The organism is Pseudomonadota bacterium (assembly GCA_036339585.1).
Taxonomy (GTDB): Bacteria; Pseudomonadota; Alphaproteobacteria; order UBA8366; family UBA8366; genus UBA8366.
Genome location: JAYZAS010000004.1, coordinates 165826 through 182942 on the forward strand (window position 1 = coordinate 165826; position 17117 = coordinate 182942).

Annotated in this window: 17 protein-coding genes; 5 read left to right on the top strand and 12 right to left on the bottom strand. The window is 45.5% G+C overall.

Annotated features, from left to right (window positions below; translation table 11 throughout):
• Positions 1–47 precede the first annotated feature (47 nt).
• Together VX941_03705 and VX941_03710 are read right to left on the bottom strand one after the other, a co-directional pair.
• A complete protein-coding gene (locus VX941_03705) occupies positions 48–485 on the bottom strand; it encodes a hypothetical protein (GenBank protein ID MEE2932510.1) in 438 nt (145 codons plus the stop codon).
• 203 nt (positions 486–688) lie between these two features.
• Entirely contained in the window at positions 689–1165 is a 477-nt protein-coding gene (locus VX941_03710) for a hypothetical protein (protein MEE2932511.1), read from the bottom strand.
• Positions 1166–1421: 256 nt separating this feature from the next.
• Between VX941_03710 and VX941_03715 the strand changes: the two genes are divergently transcribed.
• From VX941_03715 to VX941_03725, 3 genes are all read left to right on the top strand, one after another.
• The gene (locus tag VX941_03715) at positions 1422–2354 is read left to right on the top strand and encodes a TauD/TfdA family dioxygenase (protein ID MEE2932512.1); all 933 of its coding nucleotides are present in this window, start codon (positions 1422–1424) and stop codon (positions 2352–2354) included.
• A complete protein-coding gene (locus VX941_03720; GenBank protein ID MEE2932513.1) occupies positions 2351–3340 on the top strand; it encodes a TauD/TfdA family dioxygenase in 990 nt (329 codons plus the stop codon). The genes VX941_03715 and VX941_03720 overlap by 4 nt, the downstream gene beginning before the upstream one ends.
• A gap of 155 nt (positions 3341–3495) precedes the next feature.
• Positions 3496–4281 (top strand): fumarylacetoacetate hydrolase family protein, encoded by a 786-nt coding sequence (locus VX941_03725; protein MEE2932514.1) that lies wholly within the window; start codon positions 3496–3498, stop codon positions 4279–4281.
• Positions 4282–4365: 84 nt separating this feature from the next.
• Here VX941_03725 and VX941_03730 read toward each other — a convergent pair whose 3' ends face one another.
• The 4 genes from VX941_03730 to VX941_03745 all read right to left on the bottom strand — a co-directional run bounded on the left by VX941_03730 (position 4366) and on the right by VX941_03745 (position 9808).
• Positions 4366–5346 carry a TauD/TfdA family dioxygenase gene (locus VX941_03730; GenBank protein ID MEE2932515.1) on the bottom strand — a complete coding sequence of 327 codons (981 nt, stop codon included), beginning with the start codon at positions 5344–5346 and terminating at the stop codon, positions 4366–4368.
• A 90-nt stretch (positions 5347–5436) separates the two neighbouring features.
• Complete coding sequence (locus VX941_03735) at positions 5437–6369, bottom strand: TauD/TfdA family dioxygenase (protein ID MEE2932516.1); 933 nt, start codon at positions 6367–6369, stop codon at positions 5437–5439.
• Between the two features lie 92 nt (positions 6370–6461).
• Positions 6462–8798, bottom strand: a complete 2337-nt coding sequence (locus VX941_03740) for a xanthine dehydrogenase family protein molybdopterin-binding subunit (GenBank protein ID MEE2932517.1) — start codon at positions 8796–8798, stop codon at positions 6462–6464.
• A gap of 113 nt (positions 8799–8911) precedes the next feature.
• Positions 8912–9808 carry an amidohydrolase family protein gene (locus VX941_03745; protein MEE2932518.1) on the bottom strand — a complete coding sequence of 299 codons (897 nt, stop codon included), beginning with the start codon at positions 9806–9808 and terminating at the stop codon, positions 8912–8914.
• Between the two features lie 286 nt (positions 9809–10094).
• Here VX941_03745 and VX941_03750 point away from each other — a divergent pair, with 286 nt between their 5' ends.
• Entirely contained in the window at positions 10095–10391 is a 297-nt protein-coding gene (locus VX941_03750; protein MEE2932519.1) for a hypothetical protein, read from the top strand.
• Between the two features lie 381 nt (positions 10392–10772).
• Positions 10773–12089, top strand: coding sequence for an MFS transporter (locus VX941_03755; GenBank protein MEE2932520.1), 1317 nt, complete (start codon positions 10773–10775; stop codon positions 12087–12089).
• Here VX941_03755 and VX941_03760 read toward each other — a convergent pair.
• From VX941_03760 to argH, 6 genes are all read right to left on the bottom strand, one after another.
• Positions 12045–12956 (bottom strand): hypothetical protein, encoded by a 912-nt coding sequence (locus VX941_03760; protein ID MEE2932521.1) that lies wholly within the window; start codon positions 12954–12956, stop codon positions 12045–12047. The genes VX941_03755 and VX941_03760 overlap by 45 nt on opposite strands.
• A gap of 42 nt (positions 12957–12998) precedes the next feature.
• On the bottom strand, positions 12999–13316 hold the full coding sequence (locus VX941_03765) for a hypothetical protein (GenBank protein MEE2932522.1): 318 nt from the start codon (positions 13314–13316) through the stop codon (positions 12999–13001).
• Positions 13316–13936 (bottom strand): nitrile hydratase subunit alpha, encoded by a 621-nt coding sequence (gene nthA, locus VX941_03770; GenBank protein MEE2932523.1) that lies wholly within the window; start codon positions 13934–13936, stop codon positions 13316–13318. Before nthA ends, VX941_03765 begins: the two co-directional genes overlap by 1 nt.
• A 58-nt stretch (positions 13937–13994) precedes the next feature.
• Entirely contained in the window at positions 13995–14378 is a 384-nt protein-coding gene (locus tag VX941_03775; GenBank protein ID MEE2932524.1) for a Rieske 2Fe-2S domain-containing protein, read from the bottom strand.
• A 175-nt stretch (positions 14379–14553) separates the two neighbouring features.
• On the bottom strand, positions 14554–15546 hold the full coding sequence (locus tag VX941_03780; protein MEE2932525.1) for an asparaginase: 993 nt from the start codon (positions 15544–15546) through the stop codon (positions 14554–14556).
• Positions 15539–17071, bottom strand: a complete 1533-nt coding sequence (gene argH / locus VX941_03785) for an argininosuccinate lyase (GenBank protein MEE2932526.1) — start codon at positions 17069–17071, stop codon at positions 15539–15541. Before argH ends, VX941_03780 begins: the two co-directional genes overlap by 8 nt.
• Positions 17072–17117: the final 46 nt, after the last annotated feature.

Here is a 17117-nt window from a genome sequence, read left to right on the forward strand (position 1 = left end):
GCCCAAACGCCACGCGCTTTTGGTAACGACAAGAATTGCCCGCTACATTACTTTGCGAAAACTCTATAGAAATCTTTCACAAGCACTTGTTTAACTCTCTCGTCACCTGCAACTTTTCTGGCAGCGGCAGTAAGAATCGTCTTCACCTTCCGCAGACGCACCTTTTTGTCTTGGCCAAGCGTTGCTGCATACCTATAGAGTTCCTCGAAAAAAACTGCCGTTAATTTTGGACTATATTGCAACATTATTGGCCGTTCGCCGGGTTGCTGCATTTCAATGAGCAAGTTAAAAAGCAAGGCTCCTTTGGCTTTGCCGTCTTGAAGGATAGGAACACTCATATTATCGATCGGAAAAAACATCTCGGCTTTGCTTCCTTTTTTTTCATCAGCGGCAAAAGCAGAGCCTAGAGATATTTTAGAGACCAAAGCAACAAAAATAAGTACTGGAATAATCAATTTAGTACGCAACATCGTAAGTCTCGTCATCTGTAAATCTTCCACGATATATAATTGGGATCGCCCGAGTAGCGGAAACAATGCCACTATCTTTCGTTGAGTTTAATACTGGAATTTTGGCGCAAATAAGCTTCAAAGAGCTTTACAGAACATTTCCAGCATTTCGATAACATCCTACTGCTCCCAATTGTTTTCTCAGATATATTATCTAAGGCTAAAATCTTTTAGCCTGTTTAAAAACAGGACAGTTGCTCTTGCCTCCAACCCCAAACAATCTTCCAAGCACCTTTGTTTTTCTCCAAACAAAAGGTCGTGCCGTTTCCGGGGCTGAACTCTAGGACCCATCTACGCTCGTCACCAGTGAGGAGTTTCGCACTAGCACGCAGGAGAAAATCACCGTGCCCAGTCATCATAATATCTCCCCCACCTGACTCAACATGGTCAATGAAAGGCTCGACCGGATCCTCTGGAGCAATACCGTAATTTGAAATAGCAACGGGTACAGGCTGACCCAGATTTGCCGCCACGAGTTCTCCCGTTTCTCTAGTCCACAGCTTATCGCTGTGAATTATTTGCGATGGAATCGCATCTATACCTTTCATAAACATACCAAGTCTTTCGGCCTCACAAACACCAACCTTGCTTAAATGACGTTCCGGGTCTTGTTCGGCACTTAGTGCGTTGGCATGGTGAGTCAAATAAACTTTCATAAAATTCCTTTTTTCTTTAGATAACATTTCGGAGTCGTTGGACGAATTACAAAATAATGGCATAATTAGTGCCTCACGAATATAGCAATCGCCTGCGGATCAATTTTTACGTGATATCAAACATCTACTGAGGCGTCTATATTCCCAGTGGGTCGCTTTCAACGGCTGTAAGCCGAGAGGCCCGCAGTACAAGATTGGAGGCATCATGATATCACCCCAGACAGTAAATGATCTAAGTTGCTGGAGAGGGCCAAAAATGAATTCCAACATGGAATGGCTCTACACAATTGGTAAGAATGAAATTTCGGACTTAGAAAGCGCCCTTCGACGCGTAAAGGCACAAAATATTCCGCTCCTGCAAATGACAAAAAAAGATTTTCCTCTGCCGTGCCTTTCCAAGACGTTGCAGAGGATTTTAAATGATGTGCAACATGGGCGTGGCTTTGCTGTTCTGCGCGGCATACCAATTCATCAATTTTCGAAGTCCGAAAATGAAATTATTACGTGGGGGATTGGGACATATTTGGGACGAGCTATTTCTCAAAATTCTAACGGGGATCTATTGGGACATGTCTTCGATCACGGGGTACATATGCATACGGAGCGGGTTCGAGGCTACATGACGCCAGACCATCTGCGTTTTCACTCTGACCGTTGTGACCTCGTTGCTCTGGCTTGTATTAGAAAAGCGAGAGATGGTGGAGTAAGTCGTTTAGTAAGCATGACCGCACTTCATGACGAAATTCTCGCTACCCGCCCAGATCTGCTTGAGCCGTTTTACCGGGGATTTATGTATGTTGTTAGCGAACTTTCTGGTGATACTAAACCCATACGGGTTCCAACATTTAGTGTTGCTGATGGTGTCCTCAGTTGCAGACTGCAGCGTAATCAAATTGAAATGTCTGCAAAAAAATGCGGGATTTCGCTAACTAAAATTGAACGGGAGGCTCTAGATCATTTAGATGAACTGGCGGACAGCGAGGCATTTGTCCTCGAAATGGATCTGGAGCCCGGTGATATTCAGCTTTGTAACAATTATGTCATTGCCCATGGACGGACTGACTTCACCGACAGCCCGAATAAAAATGAGAAGAGGCTTATGTTACGACTTTGGCTAAAATTTGCGGAACCACGACCCGTGGGTGACGCATTTTTTGATTTTGATGGCATTCCTAAGGCTTCTCAATGATTGATTATACAAAATTCATTGGACCAGCTAGCTGGAAAGGTGCCGACCTTACTAAGACTGATGATTGGATATGGACTTTAACGAAAGGCGAGATCGCGGAACTGAGAAATGTCGTTAGCGACACTTGGGATCTAAAATTGGAGAGCATAACTCGACAGAAGTTTCATGTTCCTTTCCTTGCACCCCGTTTAGAGAGATTGGTTGACGAAATCCGTAATGGAAGGGGTTTCGTCGTATTGCGCGGACTGCCCGTCAGTGAGATGTCCAATGAGGAAGTGTACCGTGCCCACTGGGGCATTGGAACGCATCTTGGTTTGGCACTTTCGCAGAACTCTTTTGGGGACATGCTGGGCCATGTCTATGATGAAAAACCTGACCCCAGCGAAGTTAGTCCTCGGGGATATCGTACGAACCAATTGCTGCGGTTTCACACCGATAGGGCAGATGTTGTTAGCCTACTGTGTCTCAGGAAGGCCTTATCCGGAGGAGAAAGTAGTATTACAAGTTCGATGACCATTTACAATGCTATCCTTCAACATCATCCTGAATACCTTCCAGCACTAACACGTGGTTACATGCATGCACATGCCGAAGATATTGGACTCGATGAGCCTAGGCGACTACCAGTCTTCCACGAGCAAGATGGCGTCTTGAGTTGCCGACTTAACAGAGGTCCAATTGAAAACTCGCATCTACGCGCAAACATTCCCATTACGCCAGAGGAGGCACGTGCACTAGTAGCCTTCGACTTCTATGCTGAACACCCTGATTACAGGCTGGACATGCTGCTCCTCAATGGCGATATTCAGTTCGTAAATAACTATCGGGTAGTGCATTCACGTAAAGAATTTACGGATGGGGAGAAAGAGCAAGATCAACGACACATGGTACGACTTTGGCTCAACTATTATGGAAAGCCATGGCCGCGTGGCCCGCATTTAAGTGATTATAATGGCGTTCCTAAGAAACTCACCCGGGAACAGTAGCCCTAGTAGGGAGGTAATGATGAAAACTTATTTTATCGTGAGCGTTGCGATCTTTGCGGTAATAACACTCTACGGAGTATACACTGGACAATTTGATGCTATGCTTGCCAAATAGTTGGCGGAATTCTAATCCAAATTAAGAGGGGACATATTCGATGCGTATTGCGAGGTTTGATAAGGACGGTCGCCCATGCCACGGAATTATTGAAGGTGAAACTATCTATGAAGTAGAGGGTGGCCTTTTTGATGGCCTCAATAAGACCGGAGAGACCCACGCGTTAAGTGCAACCAAGCTTTTAGTCCCGTTTAAACCTGAAGTGTTTTATGCAGCAGGCTTAAACTATGCTGAGCATGTGAAGGAGCAAGCAGAAATGCACGGGAGGGAACCGAATCTCCCGGAAAAGCCAGATATAGGATATCGGGCCAATAATGCGTTAATTGCTCATGATGAAGACGTAGTAATCCCGGCACACGCCCCTGACACTGTCCAATACGAAGGAGAAATCGTAGCGATTGTCGGCAAAAAAGCGAAAAATCTGACAAAAGAAAATGCCCTCTCGTGTATTATGGGATACACAATTGGAAACGACGTGAGTGAACGGACCTGGCAAACAGGTGACCGAACGATGTGGAGAGCGAAGAATACAGATACATTTAAGCCTATGGGTCCATGGATTGAGACTGATGTTGATCTGGAATCCCTAACCACAACAGTTCGTGTGAATGGCAAACAAACAATACAGTTTCCGACTAATAATTTCCATTTCGACATTCCAACTTTTATTGAAGCAATGACTAGCTGCCTTACGCTGCACCCGGGCGACATGATTTGGATGGGAACAGAAGGACGGGCACCGAACCTGCAACACGGCGATACTGTGGAAGTAGAAATCGACGGAATAGGCCTTCTCAGAAACCGATTCGTACGAGAAGGTCAGTAAGGAAGCCCCTAAGAAAGAATAATTGTTTGCAGAAATTCGTTATTTTTCTGCGCCAGAGTCAGCTCATCTAGGTAGAGCTTCTATTCACCCTGGAATGACTTTATCTCCTGCAAATTGGCACCTCCACATCACTCTTGGTTGTGTCGGGTTGACTACTTCGCGTCTGTGCATTGCAGACCTATTATCCCAGACCAGAAAGTCGCCAACCTGCCAACTGTGTGTCCAAGCATACTTGGGCTGCGTAGCGTGCGCCCAAATTCTGTCAAGTAGTTCCTCGCTGTCATTTGGAATCCCCTCTATATATTGAGATGGCCACGTACGCCGCCGCCCGAGATAAAGAGCTTTCTTTTTAGAGACAGGATGGATGCGAACCATGGGATGCATAGGCCCGGGAACCTCCTCTGGACAAGTCGGTTCGGTAACACCGGGACGGAGAACATTGGCTGAGTTGCGCGTGGCATCCTGCTTGGAACGTTTGCCCTCAATAGCTTTTTTTAGGTCATCAGGCATTTCTTCATACGCCAAATATTGATTATTAAAAGAGGTTTGCCCACTATTATCGTCCGGAATTACTAGGGAATAGAGTGTGCTACCAGCAGGGGGCTCCTCGATATAAGAATTATCTGAGTGCCACACAACCTCCAAGCTCCCAAGGCCATCATTTTTCTCCACCGGATTACCATCTTCGCCAAGATTGCATAAAATCGATATTTCGTTGTCCATTGCATGGTAAAGAGACTTTTTCTTCGCTCTTTCATAAAATTTTTTGTTCGCCCCCTCCTGGGGTTTACCGAATACTCTAGCTGCAGCCATATAATCATCAGGTTCCAGCTTCTGGTGGCGAAATAAAAGTACCAAATGGTCTGCCCAAGCCTTTCTCAACGCTGCAGCTACATCTCTAGAAATGGGTTTAGACAGATTAACCCCTTGTATTTCGGCGCCCACCGCCTTGCCAGTAGGAATGACACTCAAGGTTTCTAATGTATTTTGCTCCAATTCTACAGGTGAAGGCACCTCTGGTGCATGCGTATACTTTGCAGCAAATTCATGAGTTTCCATTGCCATTTTTTATTCCTCCTGAGACCACAAACCTTATTTAAATAACACTTTCCCATAATGCTGAATATATTTCACACTTTCTCATTTTGAAACGGCTTAGTTTTTCCAAGCTGAAATAATCGGCTCACCTTTTATAAGTGCTCGGTGCATTACCCGAGCTTGGGTGTGGTCAATCGGATTACGCTGGTGCATCGTACATCTATTATCCCAAAGAATAAGGTCGTGCACCCGCCAATGGTGGGTCCACTTAAGGTGGTCCTGCGTCGTGTGCGCCCATAATCGATCTAACAACCGATCACCCTCTTCGTTAGGCAACTCTTCAATGTAACTTGAATTACCTTCATACCTGCGACCGAGATATAGGCATTGTTTGCCCGTTTTTGGATGAATGCGAACGATCGGATGTGCCGGCCCAGTGATCTCTTCGCGAGTTTGCGGCTCTTTTACGGTCGGCCGGAGTTTCCCAGCGGTGTTCCGGAGATTGTCATGTCGAATATGCTTGCCTTGGATAGCCTTCTTGAGATCGCTCGGCAATTCCTCGTAAGCTTGATATTGATTGTTAAAAGAGGTTTCACCCCCCCCATTAGTTGGCACTATTTCTGACCACAACAGGGTACCTCCCGGAGGTACATCGACATAGGAGTTGTCGGTATGCCAGAGTGCCTCCAAGCTTCCAACACCCGCAGTTTCGCGTGCTGGCTTACCGTCCTCGCCAAGGTTCGAAACCAAACTAATGCCAGCGTGCTTCGCAACTCGATGTGTTGCACCCGCATGAAAACCTGCCTTCAGAAAAAATGCACGGCTACCCGCTACTTGCTGTCCACCAAACACGTCAGCGACTGATAGAATGTCTTCATCTGACAAATCTTGATTACGGAAAAGGAGAACCATATTTTGGAACCAGCATTCAAGTAGAAGATCTCGAACCTCATCGGATACTGGTTGACGAAGATCTAAACCAAACACTTCAGCGCCTAGAGCTGCTTCAGTTTGTACAACTTCAAAGTGGCCGTTACCTACATTCTTCACAATTCACCCCTCCAATAATAATCATGCGTCACACCACAATTATAGCAGATACCGCAATAAAATACTCTGGGCCAGGGTCCGTTCTATTTGTCTCAACCTTGGGCCCGCTTTGCTGATGTGATGGCTCGCCATATAACTTCCGATGTCATGGGCATATCAAGATGATTGACGCCTAGCGGTGCAAGAGCATTTATCACCGCATTCGCAACACATGGCAATGCACCTACCGTACCCGCCTCACCAGCCCCCTTAATGCCAGTTGGATTAGTCTTGCAAGGAACGGGATTGGATCCAACGGCAATTGAACTAATGTCATCCGCTCTAGGCATACAATAGTCCATAAAACTTCCGGAAATTAGCTGTCCTTCGTTATCATAGAAAATATTTTCCATAAGCACCTGCCCAAGACCTTGTGCCACGCCACCATGTATTTGGCCCTTCAACAACAGAGGATTAACAACAACGCCAACATCATCGACGACTGAATATCTCTGTATGTCAACACGCCCGGTATCCTGATCTATCTCTAATTCGCATACATGCGTACCATTTGGAAACGTCTCAGCCTCCGGGAGATGGGAGTACATTTCGTCTAGCCCGATTTCCACATCATGAGGAATTCGGTTTGGCGAAAAAGAGGCCCGTGCTACCTCCATTATATTCATCGCCTTATCAGTCCCAGCAACCTTGAAGCTACCATCAGAGAATTCAATGTCGTCCTCAGCAGCCTCAAGATTATGGGCGGCAATTTTTTTGGCTTTTTCTATGATCTTACCGGATGCGCCAAAAATTGCTGCCCCGCCAAGTTCTGCTGACCGAGACCCTCCCGTTCCCTCACCCATGGAAACTTGGTCCGTATCGCCCTCTATCATCCGAATCCTTTCAACGGGAATTCCCAACCTATCCGACAGTATCTGCTTAAAACACGTGTCGTGACCCTGACCATGACTGATGGTTCCCATAAGAAGCAGCACCGAACCTGCTTTAGTAAAGCGAATCTCGGCGTGTTCAAAGCGCCGCCTTCCTCCAGCTTGTTCTATTGTATTTGAAATCCCGATACCACGCAGCATGCCTACTTTTGCCGCCTCCTCGCGACGAGCTTCAAATCCCTCGTAATCTGCAAGTTTGAGAGCCATATCAAGACTCTTCTCAAAGTCACCCGAATCATATTTGAAGGTGAGCGCAGTCTGAAACGGGAGTGCATCCTTAGGTATGAGATTAAGCCGGCGCAGCTCGGCTGGATCAATCTCCATTTTATGTGCTGCAATATCAATAAGTCTTTCCATTATATATGCCGCTTCGGGTCGACCCGCCCCACGGTAAGGGGCAGTGCTGCTTGTATTTGTGAGAACCGCATCAACGTGCACATACATTGCCTCCGTGGTGTACGTTCCAGCCATCGTGCCGATATTTCCAAGCGGAGGGTTAGGCCCCCGTGAGGCGACGTAGGCGCCAAGATTAGCAATAGTTTTACATTTCACCCCAAGAAATTTACCATCTTTAGTCAATGCCAGGGCTGCATCACTTACGTTGTCACGAGCATGCGTATCGCTGATAAATGACTCTGAACGTGGTGCGTACCATTTTACAGGCCTATCCAATAGTTTTGCGGCCCAAAGCACCAATACATATTCTGGATATGTGCCGCCTTTCATACCAAAGCTTCCACCTATATCATCGGAAATAATACGAAAGTTATATTCCGGCTCACAGAATACATTTTCGGCCAAATCAGCACGAATATTATGTGGCTGCTGCAGACCAGTATGGAGAATATAACGGCTTCCATGCCTATCAAATTCACCAATACAACCGCGATTTTCCATAGAGTTGGTTGATACCCTATTTATCACAAATTTCTGTTGGACAATAACATCCGCTCTATTAAATGCAGTTAATGTTGCATCTTCATCACCTACATCGTGACAAAAGGCTATATTGTCAGGACATTCTTCCCAAACTGGAATTGAATTTGGACCAACCGCAGCCGATGTTCCAACCATAGCCGGCAGTACCTCATACTCAATCTCTATTAATTCAGCCGCATCCTTTGCTTGATCCAAGGTCTCTGCGACAATGAAAGCAATTTGGTCACCCACACATCGAATTCTATCGGTTACCAGCGCTGGACGCGGTGGACGAAATATTGGCTTACCATCAGGGCGTCTTGGTGTGCCTACATCAGTAACAACACCGTTTAATCCCGATTTGACAAAATCTTCACCAGTAAGAATTAACAACACACCCGGCGCGGCAGCAGCGTGTTCTGTTTTGATGTTTCTAATGCGTGCATGCGCCACCGTGGCACGCAAGATATATCCATGTACCATACGGTTAATGCGAATATCGTCCAAATAACGGCCAACGCCTTTCAAAAGCCGCGGATCCTCAGTCCGCGGAACAGATTGCCCTATGGCGTATCGAACCATATACCCTCCAAACTAGTGCAACACCTTTAATATTAAGCGGCAATAAAGGGATACGCACCTCTTAGTCCCTTGCCATTCCAAAAGAATCACAGAACACTAACAATGGGTAGTTTTTAAAAGTCATACAACTTAGCAGGGTTATCTACGAAAATCATTTTTCTAATCGCTTCGTCTGGAACCCAGTCCACCATTGCATCCAAACAGGATGCCTCGTCTGGCTTATCATTTATGGGAAATTGTGGATGGGGCCAGTTCGCGGCCCACACTAGCCGATCGGGCCGCACCTCCAAAAGTGCCCTAACATAAACGGCAACTTGCTCATAATCAGGGAAATCCCCGTTTTTGCCGTGGTGACCATCGGTGCACATGTAATAAGGTGCCGATATCTTAATCCAGCAGCGGCCAGTTTCGAAAAATTTGAGTAAGGCATTAAAACCATTAGTGTCTGCCGATTGGCCTGCACCTATCCGCCCGATGTGATCTATTACACAATCTACCGGTAATTTTTGAAATATACTGACCGCTTCTTCTAACCATACCCCGTCGTCTTGGAACTGTATATGCCAGCCCAACGGAGCAACCTTTTCAGCCATTGGAATAGCATCTTCAAGCGCGAAATCATCCGCCATCAAAAAAAACCGCAAACCACGAATTCCTTGTGTGTGGAGTTTCCATAGTTCTTTCTCTGATATGTCTTTCCTGGTAACACAAACGCCACGAGTTGTTTCCAGGCCCCGCGCGGCTATCGATTTCAGTGTACATCGATTGTCCGATCCATACGCTGATGGCTGAACGATTACGGCGCGATCGAAACCAAGCCTATCTAACATCTCGTTATAAGCATTTAGTGAACATATAGGCTCGCCTAAACGCCCCGGCCAAAGAGGATATTTTTCTAGCGGCCCATAAATGTGTGAGTGAGTTTCACATGAGTTTGGAGGGAGTTTTAATTGGGGTTTCCTGCCAGAATCTGTGAGAGTAAGCTGATGCTTGTCATTCAATGTATTCATGCTTTTATAGCCTTGCGACAATAATATTAACAAAGGCATAACATGTATTGGCTTACAGAGTCAGCGACTCGGGGTGTTTTTACATCAATTTATTGCCTAATCTACATTCTCAATAACGTGCCCAAGACCCTAAAAAACTTATTCGCAATCCTAAAATATCATTTCAAAAAAATGGGTTATAACAAGTTTCTTCGGTATTGACTGTTGCTCCAAATAATCTCTGCTTGAAATTTTTTGAGAAAAAAACTACCACAAGTAGTGTAAAGGACGTGTTTGGTGACAATATATGCTGTTTAAGACCGACAAAAAAGATCTTCGCGTGGCTCCTGGCAATAGGTATCGAAAATCGGATGATACTGAATTGGTGTGGATAATCAAAAATGTTTACACACCGAATGGGTTTGAAACGCACGCACGAGCATATCCAACCAATGATCCAAGTGATGTGAGATTATACGCAGCCTCGGTTTTTGGTGATGTTAGGTTTTTTGATCCTATTCACGTACAAGTCGAAGATGGCAAGGCATCCGAGTCCAAAGCGCCAGCATTTGCCGAGCCCGCAACTCTAAAACCTGCGGAATAAGAAACTCACAAAAAAACTTTTGAAATCGTTTAGCAAAAAAATTTTGGTGCCACTGCCGTTTAATTATGGATCTCTAAATCCTTTTCCTGCGTTAGACGGAAAAAACTTTAGCTGCCAAGACCCAACAATTGCCTTATTTGTCTACCACATACTTGAGACCCAAAAGTTTGTGACGTTTTGAAAGCATCTGATTGCTTTTTGAAGGATGGAAGAGTAATCCCTTGTGTTCATTTTCTCATGCCTATGGGCTTGGTTTGACAAACCTAGAATGAGAAAGCCGATTATCAGTTTAAAACGAGTATGCTCCGAGTTCGATATAAATGTCCTTGTGGATGAGCAAGAATTATCAGGAACACCAGTTACTGCGGGGCCTTAAGAGAAATGCCGCATAAGCCAAGTGAATTAGCCTCTATGAGGACACGTGATTTTAACAGAGTCACGCCTAACATGTTATTTGCTAACAGAAATTACCTAAAGCTGTGGTTTAACGGCGGCACGGCAACAACCATGCGCTGGCTTGAATTGCTTGCAATAGGTTTTTTTACTCAGAAAGCCACTGAATCTGAATTTCTCGTAGCGATGATGTTTTTTCTTCGTTGGATACCAATGGTCCTTCTAGGAAGCTTCGTTGGAGTACTTGCCGAGAGATTTGACCGCCGCAAGCTATTCCTCTACGGCATTTTTATGCTTTGGATGGTGTCAGCTACACTTTTTGTTTTAACCTGGTTTGATGCGCTAGAGATCTGGCACGTAGCTCTTGGGACAACCATTAATGGCTGTCTAAACGTTATCGAATTTCCAATTCGCCGAACTCTTATCGGAGATGTTGTAAAATCTAAAGAACTTGTACCTGCCATGGCGCTTGATTCTGTTACTAACCAGTGTACGCGAATGGCCGGACCATTTCTTGGAGTGATTATCGAAGGATATCTCGGGATAATTGGGGTTTATTTCTTAGGTTTGATTTTGCATGCCATCGGTTTTGTACTATCGTACTCTCTTAAACCCCCTGTGCAGAAACCAAGAATAGAGAAAAAACGGGTGCTAACTGAGATAAGCGATGGGTTCAAACATATCAAAACACGTGACATGCTTACTGCGACATTAGTGGTCACGGCGATAATGAACGCTTTTGCCATGTCATTTTCATCACAGATACCAGCAATAGCAGTTGAAGAACTAAATTTAGATACAAACCAATCCAGCTTTCTTGCAGGAGCCGAAGGTTTGGGTGCATTTATTGGTGCTTTAATAATAGCAACACGCCAGTTTACAACTCCCGGTCGTCTTCTTCTCTTTGGCTCAATCATATTCGAGATTTTCCTTATCGCATTTTCCCATGCACCCGAACTAATTTTTGCAATACCCCTATTGGTGTTGAGCGGGATTGGCCATTCCGGTTTCTCCGCCAGCCAATCCGCCCTAATGATTGCATATTCTGATCCGACCATGCGATCCCGTACAATGGGGGTACTTGCTGTATGTATCGGCACCCAGCCATTCGGCATTCTTCTCCTGGGAGTTATTGCAGAATTTTATGGGGCCCCTGTTGCAATTGCGATCTCGGCAAGTTTGGGAACAACGTTACTCATTTGGGCAGGCTATAAATGGCCTGCAATCTGGAGTGGTAGTTTTTACGAACCACCAAATGATCTAAGCCATCAGAAGCAAGACAATGATCGCAGTAACAACAAGTGACATGCCTATAAATTCATGGACCCGTGCCCGTTCTTTAAATACCAAGTAAGAAACCAATATTGAGAGAATTACTTCAAGCTGACTGACCGTTTTAACGTATGCCACACGCTCAAGTGTCATAGCACTAAACCAGCCAACAGAGCCGAGGGCACTGAAAATACCTACCATCAAACTAGGTTTCCATAGCCTAATAATATTTTGAATCTCAGACTTATCCTGGAGGATAAGATAAAACACGATGAGAAACACCTCAATCGACAGCACTATCACGAGCACAAAACCTGCTTTCAACAAGAAACCACCCTCTGTTAACTCAAGTGCAGCTGCACGAATAAACACGGAAGCCGCCGCGATCCCAAAGCCGCTGAGAACCCCGTAAACTGCAGCTCTAGTAAAGAGACCTGTTAAAATGCTATTGAGATCGAATTTCCCACCAACGGCCGATAACATCACGACACCTGTCATGCTAATGACTATCGCACTATACCCGGCAAGGGATATTTGATCACCAACCAACAATAATCCCAACAGCGCTGACTGGATAATTTCAGTTTTTGTGTAAGTGATGCCGACGGCAAAATTACGCTGCCTTAACAAAAGAATGAGAAAAAGTGTACCCAAAATTTGGGTTACTGCAGCACAAAAACAATAGCCCCAAAAAACTAATGTGGTGGAGGGAATGAGAGTCCCACCGGCAAAATATTTTAAGATACCATAATATAAAAACCCAAATGGTAAGCCGAACACAAATCGAACGCAGACCACGCCGATCGAGCTCATGCTGGTAGTAAGATGCTTCTGCAGACTATGCCGGACGACCTGCATGACCACAGCAAAAAGGGTGATCCAGACCCAGAGCTCCAACATCAGAAAACCCTATTTTATGCTACGAGGTGACTCAAGAACTTCTTACACCTTACGTTGACGAGCGCGCACATCTTCAAGCTTTGTCGTAAGTTCTTCGTCAGAAAATATCCCTTTCTCAATCAGTAACGCCTGCAAACTCCAGAGCTTACGTTCATAATAGTTAAGCTTTTTATAATCTTCACCGAGAGCCTCAATAGCGCGTCTACCCTCGTGCGTGTTAGTTAAATTCGCCCCGAGTGGACGCAGCAATTGGCCCATCGCATCGACGCGCCACTCCCAAAAAGCCAATTCGTGGTCGGCTGTATCAATGGGGCCACCGGCCTCACCTCCCATATCGGCTGGATTTTTCTTCTTTCTCATTACGCCACTCTCACAGTAGTAACACCAATCATCGAGTCTCGAGTAACAAGCTTCGAAAGCTGTTTTTCAGTCATGTTTTTGGTCTGATCGGGGCGCATGGGTAACACTAAATAACGGAGATCTGCTGTACTATCATGTACTCTCAACTCAATTTCTTCTGGTATATCAGTTCCAAATTCCTTCAGAACAGTCCTCGGCTCGCGAATTAACCTACGTCGGTAATTAGAGCTTTTATACCATGCAGGTGGTAAACCAAGGACTGGTCTTGGGTAACAAGAGCAGAGTGTACAGACTACAACATTATGAACCTCAGGTGTATTCTCAATGACCTTCAGTTCTAAATCGCCCATCCCAACGTCATATTGAGCGACCGCTTTAGTGCCGTCTTCCAAAAGTAGCTTCTTGAAATCATTATCGCACCAGGCACGTGCAATGATTTTACTACCTAAAGCGGGCGTCTTCTGCTCCCAATCCTCAACTTGTTTTCGAATTTGGTCTGCGGTCAAAATGCCCTTTTCAATTAAAAGTTCACGGACTGCTATTTCACGAACTTGCGTTTCTGTTATATCTGGCCCTTCAGTATCTTTCTGAAATTCGGACTGATCGTGTTCATGAGGCATAAAAACTTTCTCCGGCCTGTTCTAAAAATTTCAAAAACTATGCTATTTGCCTGTTTTCTTAATCGATCGTCGACACTACTCTTGAGATTTCGTCCACTACTTTTACTCCGGATCGAGTGTACACTATTTTGTCCCCGTCTAAAATGACCCCGGCGGGATAAAGTTTCTGGCCCTCACATGGGCCGTCAATACACATCCCGTCTTCAATCCGAAAATATGCGGCATGTGAATTGCAAAATAAAAGCCCTGGCTTACCCCTCGTCATAAAGTTCCCAACTTCCCCATCTAATCGAGAACCTATGTGCGGGCAAAGGTTAATGTAAGCCCTTATATCGCTACCAATACGGATTATTATCAACCGCTGAGCTACAGTCCCACCCTCAACGCTAAATCCTTTTGCTTCGCCATCACAAAGATCAGTAAGTCGGCACAGCTCAATCATTGGGGCTACCCCTCTCGGCGCATCATCTATATATCTTGCAACTAAAAAAGGCTCGAATCCCGGAATATTTTCTCAGTCTGTTTTTTGTCTATCGCTTCTGGCGGAGAACTTATCATCACGTTCAATCAATATTATATGAGTCTTCTCCATAACATCTGCGAAATCCGCTACTGTATCAATATTCAGCAAACATTCGTCGCAATTCTGATGTTTCTTTTGATACAGTAAGTGCCATCATAGTCAGTATCCGCGCCTTCTGCGGATTGAGATTGTCTGCACTTATCCAACCCTGATTGAAATATTCGGAACGGTCCAATACACGACCGGAACCGGCTCGAGAAGAGAATATAACGGGTATGCCTTTGGCATTAGCTTCTTGCAGTGCCCGCTTTTGGTCAGGGGCCGGAGTCCCAGGAGGCATGGTTGCCATCACAATTGCTTCTGCACCCCCTGCAATTACCGCCGCAACTTGATCGCCTGATGCACCAGCATACGAATAAATTATGTCGACACGCGGCAGGCTATCTCGCCCAGCCACGTTGAATTCTGTGTCTGGCGCATGTCTTCGAGTGGGTTTTCGGTAAACAGAAATACGGTCATCTGGGTCCGCATGGCCGAGCATTCCCATGTCCGGAGTGCGAAAGGTCTGAAGCCTGTAGGTCGAAGTCTTGGTAACTTCACGTGCGCACTGGATCTCATTATTAAGAATAGTCAGTACTCCCATGCCCTTACATTCGGGCGCGCTAGCGACTTGAAGGCCATTCCTAAGATTGGCACCTCCATCAGTGGCAAACCCCGACGAGGGCCTCTGAGCTCCTATAACCACAATCGTGTTCTGAGATTTGTGAGCCAAGTGGAGAAAATAAGCGGTTTCTTCTAAACTGGCTGTGCCATGAGTTATTACAATACCATCGTGGACCTTTGCGACATCTTCAACCTTAGCCAATAACTCAAGCCATGTCTCAGGCCCAATGGCAGAACTGGAGATCCGACCAAAGTCGACAGGTGTTACGTCGGCTACTGAAGCGGCCTCCGGAAATAAATCTAATAATTCCCTTGGCCCATATCTCTCTCCGTGGGCCACGTAGTCAAAGGTGTCAAGGCTGTTTTTACCCTTTGATCCTATCGTGCCCCCGGTAGTTACAAGAGCAATTTTTGGCTTAGTCATTTCGGGCACCTCCAATCTTGCAGAATGTTTTTGTTTCATTAATCAGTCTTTCTCGCGCCCTCGCTACACGACGAGAAATAGCGCCAACTTTCTTTTTATCCTCGAGCAATTCGCGATTCCTGATTGTTATCATATCACGCATCCTTTTAGAACTTGGGCCGCCCATAAGTCCACGCTGTTCAATGTTTCTCTCAGGATTGAGCGCCTCGCTAACCAGTTTCTGAGACAAGTTGAGCCTCTTACCAAAAAGCTCCAGCGCTGCGCTGTCAAGGTCAGAGGATTTGATGTCAGTAGCAATTCCACCTTTGCCCACAGTATTACGTACAACGGTACCAACTACATTGTGCGCCATGCGGAATGAAAAACCAGTCTCACGAACTATCACATCCGATAACTCCGTTGCAGTGCCGAAGCCAATTTCCGCCTGTTTTTTCATAACGTCTTTATTAACGACAATAGCAGAAAGTACTTCATTTATTAGCAACAATACACTACCTGCATGTTTGCACGCATCAAGTGCCGGCTCATTGAGAGCAGTTACGCCGTCAGCCACGTCACTAAGCGAGGTGTTCTTGACACAGGCCGAGGCTGAGGTGAATGCGCCGTTCACAATCCCAGCCACTGCTTTTATGTGTTCAAGGGCAGCCGGATTTTTCTTCTGCGGCATAATAGATGAAACCGCAGAGTGTTCATCGCCAGTCTCTATAAAACCGTATTCAAAGGTGTTCCATGCCTGCAAATCAAAAGCGAGACGGGAAATGTTTGTCATAAAAATTGCCAACGCTGCCGTCGACTCCATCGCATCATCACGATTTGAAACTGCATCATAAGCGATTTCCATCGGCTGAGGAAAACCAAGCGCTTTAGCCACAAGCTTACGGTTTAGCGGAAACGCTGTCGTAGTCAAAGCACCAGCACCCAGTGGGCATTGATCAGTATTTTGAAGAGAGGCGAAAATACGGGCAAAATCACGTTGCAACAGATCCGCCAAGGTCAACAGGTAATAACCCAGCGTAATTGGCTGGGCGTGTTGGGAATGCGTATAACCTGGCATCACGGTTGCGATATGTCGTTGTGAAAGCCTCAAAACTGTTTTTCGCAGTTCAGCTAATCGAGAGAGAATCTCAAGCAATTCAGTCCGCAGTGCCATGCGCCAGGCTGTGGTGTGCATATCGTTGCGGCTGCGCCCGGTATGCAATTTTCCTCCCACCTCTGGACCCAACCTCGACACTATGTAGCGCTCGGTGTAGGAGTATAGGCCCTCCAATTTATAATCAATGCTAAGTACTCTGTGGCCCTCAGTTTGTATCTTCAGTATTAATTTTAAAATTTTTTTTATGTCTCGGCTTGGAACAATTCCCTGTTTTACCAACATTAACCCGTGGGCCATATGTATCTGCATTTCTGCATCAAAATTATATTCAAGGTCTTTTGCTAATTTTTTGCTGAAATAAGTCTCAACAAAAATTTCGGATGGCGCACTTTTTAGACGCTCTCGCAGATTAACTTTTGATTTTCGAACCATATGACCCTCCTTTATTTTGTCGTCAAGTTTAAGCCAACCACACTCA